Source organism: Bartonella sp. SD1336NMGDW, from assembly GCF_042193565.1.
In the GTDB taxonomy this organism is placed as follows: domain Bacteria; phylum Pseudomonadota; class Alphaproteobacteria; order Rhizobiales; family Rhizobiaceae; genus Bartonella; species Bartonella grahamii.
Window position 1 is genome coordinate 95,830 of sequence record NZ_JBHILW010000002.1, and the last position, 17,902, is coordinate 113,731.

17 protein-coding genes are annotated in these 17,902 nt (G+C 38.3%); 3 read left to right on the forward strand and 14 right to left on the reverse strand.

Annotated elements, in window-relative coordinates:
- Positions 1-84: 84 nt before the first annotated feature.
- The 3 genes from ACFIKH_RS02315 to cysS all read right to left on the reverse strand — a co-directional run bounded on the left by ACFIKH_RS02315 (position 85) and on the right by cysS (position 4,309).
- Entirely contained in the window at positions 85-1,968 is a 1,884-nt protein-coding gene (locus ACFIKH_RS02315) for an ABCB family ABC transporter ATP-binding protein/permease (RefSeq protein WP_375670905.1), read from the reverse strand.
- 115 nt (positions 1,969-2,083) lie between these two features.
- Complete coding sequence (locus ACFIKH_RS02320) at positions 2,084-2,755, reverse strand: DUF421 domain-containing protein (protein WP_375648245.1); 672 nt, start codon at positions 2,753-2,755, stop codon at positions 2,084-2,086.
- 45 nt (positions 2,756-2,800) lie between these two features.
- On the reverse strand, positions 2,801-4,309 hold the full coding sequence (gene cysS / locus ACFIKH_RS02325; protein WP_375670907.1) for a cysteine--tRNA ligase: 1,509 nt from the start codon (positions 4,307-4,309) through the stop codon (positions 2,801-2,803).
- Between the two features lie 499 nt (positions 4,310-4,808).
- Here cysS and ACFIKH_RS02330 point away from each other — a divergent pair, with 499 nt between their 5' ends.
- The gene (locus ACFIKH_RS02330) at positions 4,809-5,177 is read left to right on the forward strand and encodes a TIGR02301 family protein (protein ID WP_375625865.1); all 369 of its coding nucleotides are present in this window, start codon (positions 4,809-4,811) and stop codon (positions 5,175-5,177) included.
- Positions 5,178-5,594: 417 nt separating this feature from the next.
- Here the strand turns inward: ACFIKH_RS02330 and ACFIKH_RS02335 are convergent, their stop codons facing one another.
- The gene (locus ACFIKH_RS02335; RefSeq protein ID WP_375670909.1) at positions 5,595-6,923 is read right to left on the reverse strand and encodes a dihydroorotase; all 1,329 of its coding nucleotides are present in this window, start codon (positions 6,921-6,923) and stop codon (positions 5,595-5,597) included.
- A gap of 64 nt (positions 6,924-6,987) precedes the next feature.
- Between ACFIKH_RS02335 and ACFIKH_RS02340 the strand changes: the two genes are divergently transcribed.
- Both ACFIKH_RS02340 and ACFIKH_RS02345 read left to right on the forward strand, forming a co-directional pair.
- Positions 6,988-7,860 carry a YgfZ/GcvT domain-containing protein gene (locus ACFIKH_RS02340; RefSeq protein WP_375648242.1) on the forward strand — a complete coding sequence of 291 codons (873 nt, stop codon included), beginning with the start codon at positions 6,988-6,990 and terminating at the stop codon, positions 7,858-7,860.
- Complete coding sequence (locus ACFIKH_RS02345; protein WP_375648241.1) at positions 7,853-8,470, forward strand: YfbR-like 5'-deoxynucleotidase; 618 nt, start codon at positions 7,853-7,855, stop codon at positions 8,468-8,470. Before ACFIKH_RS02340 ends, ACFIKH_RS02345 begins: the two co-directional genes overlap by 8 nt.
- A gap of 513 nt (positions 8,471-8,983) precedes the next feature.
- On the opposite strand, the gene panB is transcribed toward ACFIKH_RS02345, so the two are convergent.
- The 10 genes from panB to ACFIKH_RS02395 form a co-directional block, all read right to left on the reverse strand.
- Positions 8,984-9,799 (reverse strand): 3-methyl-2-oxobutanoate hydroxymethyltransferase, encoded by an 816-nt coding sequence (panB, locus tag ACFIKH_RS02350; protein ID WP_375670912.1) that lies wholly within the window; start codon positions 9,797-9,799, stop codon positions 8,984-8,986.
- A complete protein-coding gene (gene panC, locus ACFIKH_RS02355; RefSeq protein ID WP_375670914.1) occupies positions 9,796-10,656 on the reverse strand; it encodes a pantoate--beta-alanine ligase in 861 nt (286 codons plus the stop codon). Before panC ends, panB begins: the two co-directional genes overlap by 4 nt.
- 23 nt (positions 10,657-10,679) lie before the next feature.
- A complete protein-coding gene (gene recO / locus ACFIKH_RS02360; RefSeq protein WP_375670916.1) occupies positions 10,680-11,426 on the reverse strand; it encodes a DNA repair protein RecO in 747 nt (248 codons plus the stop codon).
- Positions 11,427-11,457: 31 nt separating this feature from the next.
- Positions 11,458-12,357, reverse strand: a complete 900-nt coding sequence (gene era / locus ACFIKH_RS02365) for a GTPase Era (protein ID WP_375670918.1) — start codon at positions 12,355-12,357, stop codon at positions 11,458-11,460.
- Positions 12,350-13,057: a ribonuclease III gene (gene rnc, locus ACFIKH_RS02370; protein WP_375625851.1), complete on the reverse strand. Its 708-nt coding sequence runs from the start codon at positions 13,055-13,057 to the stop codon at positions 12,350-12,352. The genes era and rnc overlap by 8 nt, the downstream gene beginning before the upstream one ends.
- Complete coding sequence (gene lepB / locus ACFIKH_RS02375; RefSeq protein WP_375670920.1) at positions 13,038-13,850, reverse strand: signal peptidase I; 813 nt, start codon at positions 13,848-13,850, stop codon at positions 13,038-13,040. The genes rnc and lepB overlap by 20 nt, the downstream gene beginning before the upstream one ends.
- 79 nt (positions 13,851-13,929) lie before the next feature.
- Positions 13,930-14,331, reverse strand: coding sequence for a holo-ACP synthase (gene acpS / locus ACFIKH_RS02380; protein WP_375625039.1), 402 nt, complete (start codon positions 14,329-14,331; stop codon positions 13,930-13,932).
- Between the two features lie 37 nt (positions 14,332-14,368).
- A complete protein-coding gene (locus tag ACFIKH_RS02385) occupies positions 14,369-14,941 on the reverse strand; it encodes a DUF2062 domain-containing protein (protein WP_375625847.1) in 573 nt (190 codons plus the stop codon).
- A 94-nt stretch (positions 14,942-15,035) separates the two neighbouring features.
- Positions 15,036-15,614, reverse strand: coding sequence for an orotate phosphoribosyltransferase (gene pyrE / locus ACFIKH_RS02390; RefSeq protein WP_375619471.1), 579 nt, complete (start codon positions 15,612-15,614; stop codon positions 15,036-15,038).
- A 16-nt stretch (positions 15,615-15,630) separates the two neighbouring features.
- Positions 15,631-17,856, reverse strand: a complete 2,226-nt coding sequence (locus ACFIKH_RS02395) for a RelA/SpoT family protein (RefSeq protein WP_375625041.1) — start codon at positions 17,854-17,856, stop codon at positions 15,631-15,633.
- Between the last annotated feature and the right edge of the window lie 46 nt (positions 17,857-17,902).

A 17,902-nucleotide genomic window follows, 5' to 3' on the forward strand; every position in this document is an offset into this window, starting at 1 on the left:
AACAAATCTTTTTGTTCCTCTTGTATCTTTTTATGTATTTAATCAATCACTCCATATAAAGATATAGATTACATTTTGCCCTATTTATTTTTTACGATTAACAACACTCGTCTCATCTTCTTCACGTATTTTACGTAATTTTTCTTCAGCTTTCGATGCTTCAAGCTGCTTATTCCACATTGAAGCATATAAACCTTTCTTGCGTAAAAGCTCTGTATGCGCCCCATTTTCAATAATACGACCACTTTTAAGAACCAAAATTTCATCAGCATTGATAACAGTAGAAAGACGGTGAGCAATAATCAATGTTGTACGTCCACGGCTTACAATATCCAATGCTTGTTGAATTTCCTGTTCCGTTGCCGTATCAAGAGCCGATGTTGCTTCATCTAGGATAAGAAGTGGGGGGGCTTTTAAAAGTGTCCGTGCAATAGCCACACGTTGTTTTTCACCACCTGATAATTTGAGACCTCGCTCTCCTACCATAGACTGAAAACCTTCCGGTAAAATTTCAATAAATTTTGATATTTGTGCCATTTCAGCAGCTTTGCGCATTTCTTCATCTGTAGCACTTGGACGCCCATAGCAAATATTATAGGCAATTGTATCATTAAATAACACTGTATCTTGTGGGACCATGCCTATCGCTTCACGCAAACTCTTTTGTGTTACGTCACGAATATCCTGCCCGTCAATTGTGATAGAACCCGCGTCAACATCATAAAACCGAAAAAGCAACCGAGAAATAGTTGATTTACCTGCACCAGATGGACCGACAATGGCGACTGTTTTTCCTCCAGGAACTTCAAAATCAATATCTCTGAGAATCTGACGTGTCGAATCATAGGAAAACTTTACCTGATGAAAACGAATGGTCCCATCGCTTATCTCTAACGGTTTAGCATCCGATTTATCAACGATCTCCTTCTGAACATCTAAAAGATCAAACATTGCTTCAATATCCGTTAAACCTTGTCGAATATCACGATAAATTGAACCAATAAAATTCAGTGGAATGGAAAGTTGCATTAAAAGTGCATTAATAAAAACAAAATCACCCAAAGTTTGTGTTTTATAAAAAACTTCATAAGCTGACATCAGCATCACGATCGTCATTCCAATACCAAAGATAAGAGCCTGACCAAAATTAAGCCAGCTTAACGATGTCCAAATCTTTGTTGCGGCTTTTTCATAACCTACCATAGAAGCATCAAATCGATCGGCTTCTAGAGTTTCATTGCCAAAATATTTCACCGTTTCAAAATTCAAAAGAGAATCAACAGCACGCGTATTGGCCTCAGTATCTGCTGTATTCATTTGTTGCCGAATACGAATGCGCCAATCACTCGCCTTAATGGTAAACAAGATATATAATCCAACCGTTGCAACAACGATGAGAAGATAATGCCACCCATAACTTATGTAAAATACAAGTGCCGTTAATATAAACTCTAGAACTGTCGGTACTGTGTTCAGAATTGAAAATCTTACGATCGCTTCAATTCCTTTTGTACCACGCTCAATCACACGAGAAAGCCCACCAGTTCGGCGTTCCAAATGAAATCGCAAGGATAACTCATGCATATGTACAAAGGTTTTATAAGCCAATTGACGAACAGCATATTGACCAACAGTGGCAAAAAGAGAATCGCGTAATTGATTTAATCCAGCCTGCATAATACGTGCGACATTATATGCCAAAACGAGCATGATGGGAATAATCAAACTGGATGGGAACCATTCAGGTAGCTGAAAGCTTGAATCAAGCACATTCGTAGAATATTTAAAGAAATACGGTACAGATATGAGAACGAGCTTAGCCAAAACAAGATAAAATATTGCCCATAGCACACGTATTTTTAGATCACGCCGACCTACTGGCCACATATAGGGCCATAAATTGTAAAGTGTGTGCAGAGTTCTCCCTGTATCTGATGATACAGTTTTTGTCATTTCATTGCGTTTCATAAAGTCCTTACTTCTCTATCATCCACACGAAAAAGGCAAAATACCCCCCGTGGTTGTTTATAGATTTATCTCTTCGTTACGCTTCCAATAAGCTATACCTACTCGTTGTTTGAAGTTAGACTGTTTTTGAACAAGGAACAAGAAATAATCCACTATACAATTTATTATTTTGATCTGTATTTTCATACCACTCTGCTGCAAATAAATTTTCAACTTTTACATGTTTTTTTTTCAATTCTGCATGAAGCCACTTTTTTGTTTTACCAATCTCTTTAAGTCCATCATCAATAACTTCACCATTTTCTATTAAAATCGTCGATTTCTTCCCCTCTTCCTTTTTAATGACAGTGAAATCACCATTGGTTTCCAAACGAACAAAAGCGGCTTCATGTAAGTGACACCCTTTAAGACGTAACATCGTAATGAGATCATTAACATTGATCCCTAAGTTCTTAATCTTATCTATTTGGAAAACCCCATCTAAAACTAATGTAATATTCCGCCCCGCGATAAGACGACGAAAAAAAACTGAATAGCGTGCAAAAAAATTAAAAGATGTAATCAAGGTTTGCCAGATGAGTAAAACAAGCAATAATTGAATGCTACTAATATTCTGATTATAAATAACTCCGCCAATAATACCTCCCATAACAAAATTACTGACCAAATCAACTGGTGTCATCTGACTAAGACTCCCCCGTCCTGTTGTTCTTAAAATAAATAAGAAGGCAACAAGACCTACAGCCAGCTTAAGCGCGATATATCCATAATGATATAAAAATTCCATCAAACTTTCCTCCCTTTATTTATGTAAGCTGCTGGAATAGGAAAATTAAAATCGTTTTATTTCCCACACAGTTATGCGCTCACCACTCTGCGGATCCTTACTGTCTTTTAAAAGAATCCCCTCAGCTGCAAGCTCATCACGAATTGTATCCGCTGCTTCCCACTCTTTATTATGGATAAGTCGTAGTCTTTCAGCAATACGTTGATCAATAAATTTTGAATCAAGAAAAGTTTTTTTTATAAATAATGGGCAGTCTATTTCTTTAATCCATTCTTGTCGTAACAGTCCTAATAAATTCATCCCATTAGCAAGAGCCAACGCATTCCCTTCTTTATAAAACTTTCGCAAAAGAGTCAGTGCTTTTGGAGTATTAAGATCATCACTGAGTGCATCTATCAAAGTATCATTAATTGCTTCATTGTTTTCCATCTCACTTTTTTTGCTGCGAAGCAATTCATACCAACGATACAGTTCGCTGCTCGATTGTATTAAACGCTGTGCTGTCCAATTTAATGGTTCACGATAATGCGTTTGCAACATCGAAAAACGCGCAGACAAACCAGCCCAATTTTTCTTCATTTCATCGGTTAAAATACCATTAAACTCCCAAAAGTTATTCTCTAAAACAGAACGAATAGTTATGAAATTGCCAAAGCTTTTCGACATCTTTTTGCCTTCAACTTGTAAAAAACCATTATGCATCCAAAAATTTGCCATTCGCTCCGTCCCAAAAGCTGAACAACTTTGTGCAATCTCGTTTTCATGATGAGGAAAAATTAAATCAAGTCCACCACCATGGATATCAAAAACATTCGCGGTTGGATCATCACAAGTTAAACCACCGCCATAGGGCGCTAATAACTTTGCCATTGACATCGCAGAACATTCAATATGCCAACCTGGACGACCTAAAACAGGAATTCCGGCCGGCGATTCCCAACCTGGCTCCCCTTCCACAGAAGGTTTCCATAAAACAAAATCCATCTCTTCCCTTTTATAAGCAGCAACATCAATACGCGCCCCCGCCCTCATTTCATCTAAAGAACGATTTGCAAATGCCCCATAGTGGGGAGGATTTTTTATGCTACTTACAGAAAATAATATATGATTTTCCGCTTTATAAGCGTGCCCCTTTTCAAGCAATCTTTCAATTAAAGAGCGCATTTCCTCTAAATGCTCGGTTGCGCGCGGCTGACTGGTTGGTAATAGACAACCAAGTGCTATTGTATCTTGTTGAAACTGGAAATATGTACGTTCTGTTAATTGACGAATGGCGTCATTCAATGACAAGTTTGGATATTCAAAAGCTGCTCGTGCATTAATTTTATCATCAACATCTGTAATATTACGCGCATATAGAACATGCTCATTGCCATAAACATGACGCAATAAACGAAATAAAATATCAAAAACAATGACAGGGCGTGCATTTCCTATATGCGCATAATCATAAACTGTCGGACCACAAACATAAAGACGTACTCTTGTCGGATCTATTGGTGTAAAATTTTCTTTTTTACGTGTCAGCGTATTATAAAATCGCAACTCTCTCATTATTGACTCCATGGACGATACTATGCACCGCTCCTTTTAGATGTATCTTATCTCAACTTATCGTATTACGCGGTTTAGGCTCAAAACTTTTATCTTATAGTAAATTCTTCTTACCATTTTCCCACTAGTATTCACGGCTGTATTCACCATTTATCATAAAAACAATCTATTTTATTTGATTGAACAAAAGCATTCTATCATTAGAGATGCTTTTCCTCCTTAAAGAAAACGAGCTTAGAAAAAGTTCTATAGGCAATACAATATAAATCTATGTGAAAAATAGATAGCTTTCAGGAAGCAAATCTTAAATTTTTAACCACACAAAGCTTCGTCAGTATTTTCAATATTCCACAATGGGTTCCTTACTGCCTCTTACGCCCTATATTTTATAATCAATAATTGAGAATAATATAGCAATTAACTCTATTTTTTTACACAGTTCTCATGACAAAATTATTTTATCTGTACAGAGTTTTATTCAAAGAAAGCAATAAAAATAATGCGTAATAGATTGATGAACATCATTATTTTAATATTTCTTGTCATTTCAATGCCAACCTTTGCGCAACAATCTCCACCTTATGAAAGAAAATTACTCCGACTAGCAGAAATTTTAGGATCATTGCATTCTCTCCAAAATCTTTGCGATCCTCCAACAAACCAATGGTATGATTATATGAATGCACTGATTGAAGCAGAACACCCCATTCCACAAAGACGTGCTTATTTTTATGAAGCGTTTAATGAAGCGTATCGTGCTTTCTCAGAAAATTATCATCATTGTACACAAGCAGCCATTGAAGCCAATCAAAGATACATTGAGGAAGGAAGAATTTTATCTGAAAACCTCCTCATGCATTATAAATAATTAATCTATACAAAAAGTATCTCTCTCAATTTTAGCGATATCAATGATATTCCTCTCACAAATGCGGAGAGCAATAAACCAGCTCTGAAAATAGAGAGACTTTTAAAAAATAATGTCTCGATACGCTTTTATTCGTATGAGCGCCTTCTTCCCATACAAAATCGTTCTTTGGCTTCCTCCCCACACCTCAAAGGATGAAGATTGTTAACTAAATTTTTTCTGTAAATAATCTAGGTTCTTGTTGAACAAGATTCCTCTTGGCTTCCCACTCATGTAATTTGCTTCATAGTTTCTACAAATAAGCCTAAGAATATTCACCACGCATAAAAAAATACTTATGTGCCAAAGAGGCTGACATACCCTATATCATCACTCTAAAAGATGATATTTTACGGCATATTTATAATTTTAATCTGTTTACACCAAAGTTTCCATAAATTTAACAGGCTCTCCTTGTGAAGGTGTGACAATTTCACCTTCCCACATAACGCGCATACCACGGATAATAGTCCCAACAGGCCAACCTTTAACTTTTTGACCATCATAAGGTGTCCAACCGGCACGCGAACCAATTAAGCCATTCGTAATAATTTCTTCTCTCTTAAGATCAACAATGGTTAAATCAGCATCATACCCAACAGCAATGCGCCCTTTACAGCTTATACCAAAAATACGACTAGGGCCATGTGAAGTGAGATCAACAAAACGTTCAAGAGATATTTTTCCTTCATTCACATGTGTCAACATAATTGCTGCTGTTGTTTGCACCCCTGTCATTCCTGAAGGTGAAGAGGGATAAGGTTGAAGTTTTTCTTCAAGGGTATGAGGCGCATGATCTGAGCCTAAAACATCAATAATTCCTTGTTGAACACCATACCAAAGAGCTTCACGGTGGCGCAATTCACGAATAGGCGGATTCATCTGAATTAATGTACCAAACTTCTTATAATCATCAGCCGTGAGTGTCAAATGATGTTGTGTCACTTCAATTGTTGCAACATCCTTATGTTTTTTTAGAAAATCAATTTCTTCTTCTGTCGAAAGATGTAACACATGAATCCGAGCCTTCGTCTCATGAGCAATTTTTACCAAACGCTGCGTACATTTTAATGCCGCAACTTCATCACGCCAAATCGGATGTGACGATGCATCCCCTTCAATACGCAATATTTTACGCTCTTGAAGCCTCGCCTCATCTTCAGAATGAAAAGCCGCACGACGGCGTGTATTCTTCAAAATAAGGCGTACACTTTCATCATCATCAACCAAAAGATCACCTGTAGAGGACCCCATAAAGACTTTAATTCCAGCCGCACCAGGAAGTCTTTCTAATTCAGAGAGTTCATGAGCATTTTCACGCGTTCCTCCAACCCAAAATGCAAAATCACAATGCATTCGATGAAATCCGCGTTGAACCTTATCGCTTAATGTTTCTTCTGATGTTGTTAATGGATTGGTATTAGGCATTTCAAAAACTGCCGTAACACCCCCTAACACAGCAGAATACGAGCCACTTTCCAAATCCTCCTTATATTCATTTCCTGGCTCACGAAAATGCACTTGGCTATCAATAATTCCTGGTAAAATATGAAGCCCCGTACAATCAATGACCTCACTAGCCGATGCACATGTAAGGTCGCCTATTTCAGCAATACGACCATTTGTAATACCAATATCACGCTTGCTTCTTCCATCATGATTCACAAGTGTTGCACCTTTAAAAATTGTATCAAATGTTTTAAACATAGCCACGCTCCTTACATATTGCTCACTTATCGATTATGTAACTTTGAGCAGAAAGGCAAGAACCATGATTGAAAAACAAAATGCCATTTGCTTAAAAAACCGCGGGCTTATTCAAATTACAGGCGAAGAAGCAACAGATTTTCTACAATCCCTAATCACGACAGATGTAAAAAAAATCAGCCCACAGGAACTTTTCCCTGGAGCCCTTTTATCTCCACAAGGAAAGGTTCTTGCTGATTTTCTTATCGGAAAAAAAGAAAATGGTTACCTGATTGATATCAGAATGCCTTTAGCTGATACGCTTCACCAACGTCTGTTGCTCTATAAGCTGCGTAAAAAAGTAGAAATTACACAACCATTACAAAAGCTTGTTACGGTTTCTTTGAATAATGAATCAGATTCTTTAAATTTTGATTCAAGTTTTGTTGATAAACGCTTCCCACAACAAGAAAAAATAATACGAATCTATGGCAAAAAACCTTTTTTGACTTCAGAATATCATGACACATGGAATCAATTGCGTATCCGTTATGCAATTGCGGAAAGTGATCAAGACTATGAAGTTGGTAAAGTCTTTCCTCATGATATTAATTACGATCAAATCAATGGACTCTCATTCAATAAAGGATGTTATATTGGACAAGAAATTGTTTCACGAATGCACCATCGCCGTGCAGCACGTCGCCGTATTTTTATTGTAAAAGGCCAGTGTGAATTAACCCCTCAATCTAGCATTGAAGCAGGAACAAAAGTGCTTGGCTACTTGGGAACGTGTGTAGAAAATGAGGCTCTCGCTTTAATGCGTATTGACCACGTCAAAGATGCTATGGATCATAACATCCCCTTTACTATAAAAAACATTCCTGTCACTATAAGCATTGCTGAAAATATGAATTTTACCTTTCCTGAAAATACTATAGAAAATACGCATGGCTAAAGCTGAATTATTAAAAAATGGAGAAGCCCGCGCTTGGCAAAGAATGCTCTCTGGAAGGCGACTTGATCTTCTCAACCCTTCTCCTTTTGATGTTGAAATTGAAGATATTGCCCATGGACTTTCTCGCGTGGCACGTTGGAACGGTCAAACACGAGGGGAGCATGCCTATTCTGTTGCACAACATTCACTTTTGGTTGAACAAATATTTCAAAAACTTTTTCCACAATCGGGAAGCAACGAATGTCTTTATGCTCTTCTTCATGATGCTCCAGAATATGTCATCGGCGATATGATTTCCCCCTTTAAAGCTGTCATAGGAAAACAATATGAACGCATTGAAAAGGGCATCCAAGATGCTATCCACATGCGCTTTTCTCTTCCCGTTGATCTTTCTCAAAAACTTTTAAAAAAAATCAAACAAGCCGACCGTATCGCTGCATATAATGAAGCGATTACGCTTGCTGGATTTAGTAGAGAAGAAGCCCTTCGCTATTTTGGCTCTCCCAATAATATTTTACCCGATGATCTTAATTTATACCCCTACTCTACCCAACAAATTGAAAACGCATTTTTAACTCGCTTCAATGCCTTGGATGCCCAAAGATTATAGACTCTTCGCATTGTTCCTTCCCTATCATTAAAGACTCATCACACTGATTTATAATAATAATTCATTGTTTTTTCATGTTGAATGAGAGCCACTAATATCGTAAGATTCACTCATTTCAAATCTGTTTATATTGAATCAATCAAAACCATTCTCTTGTACGTCATAAGTGGGACCGGCATATGGGTAAAAACTTTTAAAGAAAGAATTTGAAATGTCTCTTATGAAGCGTAAAGATGGGGGCGCTCTATAAATTGTACACTTCACAGGGGCTTTACCGCTATACCATTCACAAGCGCCGTCGCGAAATAGGATTGAGTCCCCAAGAAAGCTTTCTTAAAAAAAGCACATGACTTAGCAACCCAATGGCGTTCTGTTTTGCATGAGAGGAGTGACTCCATTAAAGAAATCGAAAAAATCACAGCTCAAATTGCATACCAAATATATGAAATAATACACTTTCATTATCAAAATAACAAATGTTCCCTTGTCAAACTTTTCATCTTAAACTGAAGTTTATTTTAGTTTATAAACTTCATTATCCGCTGGGAAAGCACGAGATGTGACATCCTCTGCATAATTCTTTATTGCAATTTCCATGGCTTGTTCAAGGTCTCCATAACGGCGTACAAATTTTGGCACATGAGCACCATAGCCCAACATATCTTCCATAACCAATACTTGTCCATCGCATTGATTGGATGCACCAATACCGATCGTAGGGATAGAAAGCTTTTCTGTCAGTTTTACTGCTAAAGGTTCAACAATCCCTTCTAAAACAATAGCAAAAGCACCGGCCTCCTCAATTGCAGCCCCATCGGCTTCAATTCTTTGCCAATCACTCTGTTTTCGTCCTTGTGTTTTGAAACCACCAAAACGATTCACCGCCTGAGGTGTAAGACCGATGTGTCCCATCACTGGAATGCCACGTTTACACAAAAAATCAATTGTTTCCGCTATATAAACACCACCTTCAAGCTTAACTGCACCACACCCCGTTTGAGCAAGAATACGCGATGCATTAAAAAAAGCTTGCTCTGGACTTTCCTCATAAGAGCCAAAAGGCATATCAATAACCACAAGAGCTTTTTGAGATCCACGCACCACGGCTTGTCCGTGTAAAATCATCATATCTAAATTAACAGGAAGCGTTGTCTCAAACCCATACACAACCATACCAACGCTATCACCAACCAAAAGGATATCGCAATATGGATCAGCAATCCGCGCAGTATAAGCTTGATAAGCTGTTAAAGAAACAATTGGCTGTTGTCCCTTTCTTGTACGTATTTCGGAAGATGTTATACGCTTTACGGTTTTATGTACACTCATTTTCCGCCCTTCTCTTGCAATATATATTGATCAATCAGCCTTACCTCTCCAAAGCGAACAGTAAGAAGTAAAACTGCTGGTTTATTCAATGTTCCTTTAACCACGCATAAAGTTTCCATATCCCGCAAATCTATTGCTTCAATGATTGCACGCGTTTCTTGTTGTAAAATATCACGAACAGTTTTGCATAATTTATCAACCGACCGTTCACCTTCATGGTAAAGCTTTTTAGCAGCTTTCCCACTTTCAGGAATAATTTTGGCAGCTTTACGATCTTCTAATGTTAAAAACTGATTGCGTGAAGAACAAGCTACACCATCTGACTCCCGTAGAATAGGAACTCCAACAATTTCAATAGGAAAAGCCAAATCTTCAACCATACGCCGAATAATTAAAATTTGTTGAAAATCCTTTTCCCCAAAAAAAGCCTTATCTGGTTGGACAATGTTAAAAAGTTTAGCAACAACGCTTGTCACACCACAAAAGTGCCCTGGACGTAATTTTCCCATCAAAATACGTGATAATTTTTTCACTTGCACAATTGTATCATTTCCCAGTGGCCACATTTCATCTACAGAAGGAGCAAAAACACATTCAACACCTGCTTCTTCTAACAAAGCACAATCGCCCTTCAAGTCTCTTGGATATTGAGAAAAATCTTCATGAGGTCCAAATTGCTTTGGATTGACAAAAATAGAAACCAATACGCGATCACACATTGCTCTTGCATACTGTACTAATGCAAGATGACCATCATGCAATGCCCCCATTGTTGGAACAAAACCAATCGAAAAACCTAAACGTCGTTCCTCTGAAGTATATTGGCGGACTTCAGCAATTGTCTTTAAAACTTTCATTTTTCCATTCAATTATCATCAGATCAATAAATTAATGCTTGTATACCAAATTGGCGCTCAAATAATTGTATCAAATTCATGCGCACTGACGGCTGCTTTATATCTCGTGGCGCCCAGACATGACGCATAAGAAAAAAACCCGTCAGTATAAAACCATTTATTATGTCACTAGAATCAGTAGGACGAGTCGTTCTTTGCACAAGAAACTGTGGTAGAATGAGAAGCTTTTTTTTCCAAGGTTCCCCTGCTTCTTCACAGACAGCCCGTCCAGATTTTGGTGATACGTAATGCAGCCTTTCCTGACGACCTGTTGCAGCACAACAAGATAAATCAAGACCAAAACCAAGTTCTTCAAGAAGCCGCATTTCAAAACGTACAAGCAATTCTGCAGTTACAAATGGTTCATCAAAATTCTGCATAAAAAGGTGTAAAATATCATATAAAACGGGGTGCGGATCACGTTCGGGAAGAAGTCGCAAATGAAAAGCTATCAATTGCAAAGCATAAAGTGCTTCTGGTAGACAGATTAATCTTGCCGCGTGTAAATCAAGAGCTTCAAGTCGAAAAAGTCCCAAATGCTCTTCTAAACGAGCCCACCATTCAGCCTCCACAAAATTTCCAGGTTGAAGAAGAGCTGCCATACGACGCGACCGCCCCCCTTTTACCACTCCCATATAACGACCATGTTCACGTGTCATAACCTCAAGAATAACACTTGTTTCACCATATTGGCGTGTACCAAGAATAACGGCTTGTTCTTTCCACTTCATTTTACTTTAATTATTTTTAAAAATCTTATTTTTAAAAATCCAATCCCATTTCGCGATAACGTTCTGGATCGGTATCCCAATTATCGCGCACTTTCACAAAGAGAAAAAGATGAACCTTTTGATCCATAATTTTCATGAGTTCTTTACGTGCTGCTTGACCAATCGCTTTTATTGTATCGCCTTTTGCTCCTAAGACAATTTTTTTCTGACTCTCACGCTCAACATAAATAACTTGATTAATTTTAACGGAACCATCTGAACGCTCTTCCCAGTTTTCTGTTTCAACCGTTGAGGAATAAGGAAGTTCATCATGAAGACGAAGAAAAAGTTTTTCACGCGTAATTTCAGCAGCAAGATGACGCATGGGCATATCGGAAATTTGATCTTCCGGATAATACCATGGTCCCTCCTGCATCATATTACTCAACGCATGAAGTAAATCCTTGCAACCAGAACCGTTTAGAGCAGAAATCATAAATGTTTGCGCAAACTTTACACGTTCATTTATTTTAGTGGTTAACGCTAGAAGAGATGATTTAACAACTGTATCAACCTTATTAAGAACAAGAACTTTTTCTTGTTTCATGTTGTTTACAATATCTAACATCATATCAACTTCATCCAAAAGACCACTTTGAGCATCAATTAAAACGAGCAGAACATCAGCGCTCTTAGCCCCTCCCCAAGCAGCAGAAACCATGGCACGTTCTAAGCGCTTATGGGGACGAAAAACACCTGGTGTATCGACCAACACAATTTGCACATCATCATGAATGACAATACCGCGGATTAAAGTTCGTGTTGTTTGTACCTTATGCGTTACAATTGAAACCTTTGTTCCAACCAATTGATTAACCAATGTCGATTTACCGGCATTAGGCATCCCAATAAGCACAACAAACCCAGAACGCGTTTTCATAACGTCACTCATGATCATTTTTTCCCACTGTTTTCCATACACCCTCTCGTCGCAAAATTTTTTCAGCTGCCATTCTTTCGGCATATCTTTTGGAGCTTCCCTGCCCAATCTCTGAAGCAAACCCAGAAATACTGACCTCTACCATAAAAACAGGATCGTGATCTGGACCTGAACGTTTTATAACCTGATAATGTGGTTGTGCATTGCCTTGGATATGCGCCCATTCCTGTAATTCGGTCTTGGCATCACGCCGACCAGCATTCATTTTCTTTGCCCGACTTTGCCAATATTTTTGAATAAAAGGGCGAACGCTTTCCAAGCCTCCATCGAGATATATCACGGCAATCAAAGCTTCCACGACATCTGCATGCATATTGATGAGTCGACGCCCCTCGAAATTTTTCATCTCAAAACCAACACGGATCATATCAGGCAGCCTCATTTCACGCGCAATATCAGCACATGTCTGCGCGTTGACCAGATGATTCAAACGGACTGATAATTCACCTTCACTTGCCTGAGGAAAAAGTTGATACAGCATTTCTGCAATCAAAAGCCCTAAAACCCGATCCCCTAGAAACTCTAGTCGTTCATAATTCCCCTGTTCCGAATCTTGCACACTCGAGTGTGTTAATGCCTTCTTTAACCTCTCTTCATCTTTAAAACGATGCCCCGTCAGCTTGAAAAGCTGATCAATCATTAGACGTTTCATCGTTGTTTCCTTGATTGATAAGCGGCAAATCATGAACCGTATTTATGAAAGAAAACAAACGCTTCCAACGCACATCAAATGGCCAGCGCCAAACCTGCCAAGCACTTGAACCGTTACTGATGGAAAAGAAAATCACGCTCGCGCGACCAATAAGATTTTCTTCTGGAACATAGCCTACATCTAAACGACTATCATCTGAATTGTCGCGGTTATCTCCCATCATAAAGTAATGTTCTTGAGGAACTTCAAAGACTTTTGTATCATCGACTTTCGGGATGAAAGCTAAATCAAGTGTATCATAACTGACACCGTTAGGCATTGTCTCGCGATAAACCTCAACAGGATAGTTAACCTCTGTTATATCAGAATTATCAATTTCCCCCATAAAGTGACGGGAAACAGCCTCATCATTAATATAAAGAATACTTTGACGGACTTGTATACGATCACCTGGTAGCCCAACAACGCGTTTTATATAATCAATCTTCGGATTACTTGGTAAGCGAAAAACGACCACATCTCCACGTTGAGGCTGAGATGCCCAAATCCGTCCAGAAAAAAGAGGAGGAGAAAAGGGGATGGAAAAATGAGAATACCCATATGCATACTTAGAAACAAACAGATAATCTCCCACCAACAAAGTAGGACGCATTGAACCGGAAGGAATACTAAAAGGCTGGAAAAAAAGTGTCCGAATAACCGCTGCTAAAAGCAGAGCCTGTATTAAAACAGAAATAAATTCACGAACCCCACCTTTTTTTTCTTTTTTATGCACTTTATCTTTTTGGATCATCACCAACTGCCTTCTCATCACAGATATAATTTTTTTCATCATAATATTCAAATAACAAAAGCACAATCTCTCACACCATCTATCCACGTGGAAGTGCTTCGATAATAATAAATGCCTGTGCCCAAGGAAAATCATCTGTTATGCTAAGATGAATAACTGCATCATGATGAGGAGGTAATAACTTTTGAAGTTGTACTTGCGCACGATTTGTTAATTGCATTATTGGTTTACCAGATGGCAAATTAATAACCCCCATGTCTTTCCAATTAATCCCACAAGCGATTCCCGTTCCTAAGGCTTTAGCACATGCTTCTTTAGCAGCAAATCTTTTTGCATAGGAAGAAGAGCTTTTTTTGAGATTTTCCGATCTATTCCTTTCAATATCCGTAAAAATACGTTGGGTAAAACGCTCACCATAACGAACCAACATTTTCTCAATACGTCGTATATCAACCAGATCATTTCCAAGACCAACAATCATACGATATTACCCGATCTTTCTTACGATGAACGCTTCTTTAAACGCCTTTTTTTATAATCTTTTGATATCGCTTTTGTTTAAAACGAACCGTTGCTCTGTAAACACCTATATAAGATAAACCACCAAAAACAATACCTAAAAGAGTTCCACCTAAAATCATAGGACTCATAATTGTGTCCCATGCGCCTTTAAAGAGGAGAGAGAGATTTGACAATGTCAAACCATTAAATAGAGCACGAATTTGCGAAAGAGAAATCTCTTTGACATCACTAAAAAGTGATAAACAAAAATACCCTACTTTATAATCAGCCATGACAATCAATAAAAATGTGAGTGGATTAGAAAAAATCGTCCCAATGATTGCGGCAGCAAAGTTTGCACGCAAAAGCCAAGATAAAAATATTGCCAAAATAATATGCAACCCAAAGAAAGGGGAACAAGCTAAAAAAATGCCAACAGCAACCCCTAATGCTACTTCATGCGGTGTTGCTGATATACGCAAAATACGTTTATGTATGTAGCAAAATGAGCGAGAAAATGAACGACGTGGCCATAACCAAAGTCGAATACGCGTTACAAAATCTATTGGTTCTCGACTACGAAAAAGCATATGACTCTCAATATACATCTTTTGATGATGAAATAATCTATATCATCCAAATTAATCTTTTTAAGCTTTTGCACAAAAAAAAATAGAAAGACAATTAAATATTTCGACTACCTGGTTTAATCGCTGGAAGAACAGAAAGCTCTGCAGGAAGTGCATCACTAGTATAAGAGGTTATCTCATATTCAGCAAGCGCAATCAATGGAACCCCAACATTGACCTTACCACCAGAACGATCAAGGATACATGCACTGGCCAATACCTCTGCTCCTGCTGCAACGAGCGCCTCAATAGTCTCACGAATGGAAAGACCCGTTGTCACAATATCTTCGACAATAACAACCCGTGCCCCCTTCTTGATTTCAAAACGACGCAATTCAAAGATGCCATTTACACGCTCTACCCAAAGAGAAGGAACACCAAGGTGCCGTGAAGTTTCATAGGAAGGAATAAGGCCGCCAATTGCGGGACCAACAACATAATCAATTTTTCCCTCGATAGATTTTTTGATTTTTTCAGCTAATCCACGACACAACTTTTCCGTCAAGTCAGCATGCATGAATACTTTCGCTTTTTGCATATAAGTCGCACTATGGCGTCCCGATGTTAAAATAAAATGCCCTTCTAGAATAGCATCTGCTTGTTTAAAAATATCAATGACATCTTGTGTATTCATTGCAAAATCTTTCTTTTTATCCATGAACCCGCCGTACTGTACTTACTGAACCCGCCTCTTTTAACTGAGAAAAAATACGATTCAAATGTTTTAAATCCCACACTTCCAAATCAATCATAATTTCTGTAAAATCTGGTGCTGTACGGATAAAAGATAAATTTTGGATATTAGCATCGTTAGCAGAAATTATTTGTGTAATTTCAGCCAAAGAACCAGGACTATTTACAACCAAAATGTTTATCCGTGCAGGAAAACGTTCATTCATTTGGGCATCAATATCCCAGCGGACATCAATCCATCGTTCTGGCTGATCATCATATGCCATCAAAGCTGAAGACTGTATTGGATAAATAATGATCCCAGCCCCAGGCTGCATAATACCAACAATCCGATCTCCAGGCACTGCTCCTTCCGGTGAAAAACGTACGGGTATATCTCCACGGGTTCCTCTAATAGGCAATGCTTTAGATTGATGATTCTCGAACATTTCATTCTTTTCATTTTCTGGAACTTTAAAAATCATACCTTGAGCATTCTCAATATTAAACCAACCTTCTTCCCCAGGCTTAAAAGATGACTTTTGTACTACACGGTGATCTTGATAATCAGGATAAACCGCTTTAATCACATCAGCGGAAAACAGCTCCCCACGCCCAACAGCAGCCAATACATCCTCTACATCTTTACGTGCTAAACGTGGCAAAACTTTCTTCAAAACGTCTTTTGAAAATTGTTTTCCCATATATTCAAATGAACGCTCGAGAATACGATATCCTAAACCCGAATATTGTTTACGTACCGCAGCACGACTTGCTCGTCGAATAGCTGAACGTGCTTTACCTGTGACAACAAGAAATTCCCATGCAGCCGGCGGAATTTGAGCATGTGAACGAATAATATCAACCTCATCACCATTTTTTAATTTGGTCATTAAAGGCATAATACGACCATTGATTTTCACACCCACACAAGAATCACCAATATCGGTATGGACGGCATAAGCAAAATCAATAGGAGTAGCTCCTTTAGGAAAAGCAATTAATCGACCTTTCGGCGTAAAACAAAAAACTTGATCTTGAAAAAGCTCAAGCTTTGTGTGTTCTAAAAATTCTTCCGGATTATCTCCATCTGACAAAGATTGAATCGTTTGACGCAACCATGCATACGCATTTGTTTCATTTGATAACCTCGAAGCCGAATAATTAGAACCCTGCTCTTTATAAATGGAATGTGCCGCAACGCCATATTCAGCAATTTCATCCATAGCAGCAGTTCTAATTTGCAACTCAACACGTTGTCGCGATGGTCCCACAATCGTTGTATGAATGGAACGATAATCATTTTGCTTTGGTATAGAGATATAATCTTTAAAACGACCAGGAACCATTGGCCATGTCGTATGAATGACACCAAGAGCACGATAACAATCATTCACGGACTCAACAATCACACGAAAACCAAAAATATCCGATAACTGTTCAAAAGATAATGCTTTACTTTCCATTTTGCGAAAGACTGAATAAGATTTTTTCTGACGGCTTTTAACATCTGCTTTAATGCCGTGCTCGAAAAAAAGCTTTGTCAATTCATTTTCAATTGTGGAAAGCAAATCACGGTTGTGTTTCAATAATTCAGAAAGTCGATTAGTAATCGTACGATAACCTTCTGGATTTAAATAAAAGAAAGAGAGATCCTCTAATTCCTCGCGCATATCCTGCATACCCATACGACCTGCAAGTGGCGCATAAATATCCATCGTCTCCTCAGCAATTCGCCGACGTTTATCATCACGCATAACACCAAGGGTACGCATATTATGAAGGCGGTCAGCGAGTTTGACTAAAAGAACGCGAACATCATCAGAAATAGCAATAAGAAGTTTACGAAGATTTTCTGCCTGTACAGCTTTCTTTGATACAAGATCAAGCTTATTAAGCTTTGTAAGTCCTTCAACCAACTTCCCAATTTCAGAACCAAAAAGCTGATCAATTTCTGCTCGTGTAGCGCTTGTATCTTCAATTGTATCATGCAAAAGAGCAACAGCAATCGTTGCCTCGTCCAACCGCATATCCGTCAAAATAGCAGCAACTTCTAAAGGATGAGAAAAATAAAGATCACCTGACGCACGCTTTTGATGTGCATGCTTTCTCATTGCATAATCATAGGCCCTGTTTAAAAGAGCCTCATCTACGTCAGACTTGTAACGTTGAACACGTCCAACAAGCTCACACTGACGCATCATACGAGCATATCCTTTATCTTTTCACACCCCTAATCTTTATTGAACA

Bases quoted from the DNA above. Each gene is read 5' to 3' on its own strand.
- ACFIKH_RS02345 (WP_375648241.1), top strand. From the start codon at position 7,853: ATGGCTAAAGCTGAATTATTAAAAAATGGAGAAGCCCGCGCTTGGCAA.
- ACFIKH_RS02395 (WP_375625041.1), bottom strand. From the start codon at position 17,856: ATGATGCGTCAGTGTGAGCTTGTTGGACGTGTTCAACGTTACAAGTCT.
- lepB (WP_375670920.1), bottom strand. From the start codon at position 13,850: ATGATCCAAAAAGATAAAGTGCATAAAAAAGAAAAAAAAGGTGGGGTT.
- era (WP_375670918.1), bottom strand. From the start codon at position 12,357: ATGAGTGACGTTATGAAAACGCGTTCTGGGTTTGTTGTGCTTATTGGG.
- rnc (WP_375625851.1), bottom strand. From the start codon at position 13,057: ATGAAACGTCTAATGATTGATCAGCTTTTCAAGCTGACGGGGCATCGT.
- ACFIKH_RS02330 (WP_375625865.1), top strand. From the start codon at position 4,809: ATGCGTAATAGATTGATGAACATCATTATTTTAATATTTCTTGTCATT.
- panC (WP_375670914.1), bottom strand. From the start codon at position 10,656: ATGAAAGTTTTAAAGACAATTGCTGAAGTCCGCCAATATACTTCAGAG.
- pyrE (WP_375619471.1), bottom strand. From the start codon at position 15,614: ATGAATACACAAGATGTCATTGATATTTTTAAACAAGCAGATGCTATT.
- ACFIKH_RS02335 (WP_375670909.1), bottom strand. From the start codon at position 6,923: ATGTTTAAAACATTTGATACAATTTTTAAAGGTGCAACACTTGTGAAT.
- recO (WP_375670916.1), bottom strand. From the start codon at position 11,426: ATGAAGTGGAAAGAACAAGCCGTTATTCTTGGTACACGCCAATATGGT.
- acpS (WP_375625039.1), bottom strand. From the start codon at position 14,331: ATGATTGTTGGTCTTGGAAATGATCTGGTTGATATACGACGTATTGAG.
- ACFIKH_RS02385 (WP_375625847.1), bottom strand. From the start codon at position 14,941: ATGCTTTTTCGTAGTCGAGAACCAATAGATTTTGTAACGCGTATTCGA.
- cysS (WP_375670907.1), bottom strand. From the start codon at position 4,309: ATGAGAGAGTTGCGATTTTATAATACGCTGACACGTAAAAAAGAAAAT.
- ACFIKH_RS02340 (WP_375648242.1), top strand. From the start codon at position 6,988: ATGATTGAAAAACAAAATGCCATTTGCTTAAAAAACCGCGGGCTTATT.
- ACFIKH_RS02315 (WP_375670905.1), bottom strand. From the start codon at position 1,968: ATGAAACGCAATGAAATGACAAAAACTGTATCATCAGATACAGGGAGA.
- ACFIKH_RS02320 (WP_375648245.1), bottom strand. From the start codon at position 2,755: ATGGAATTTTTATATCATTATGGATATATCGCGCTTAAGCTGGCTGTA.
- panB (WP_375670912.1), bottom strand. From the start codon at position 9,799: ATGAGTGTACATAAAACCGTAAAGCGTATAACATCTTCCGAAATACGT.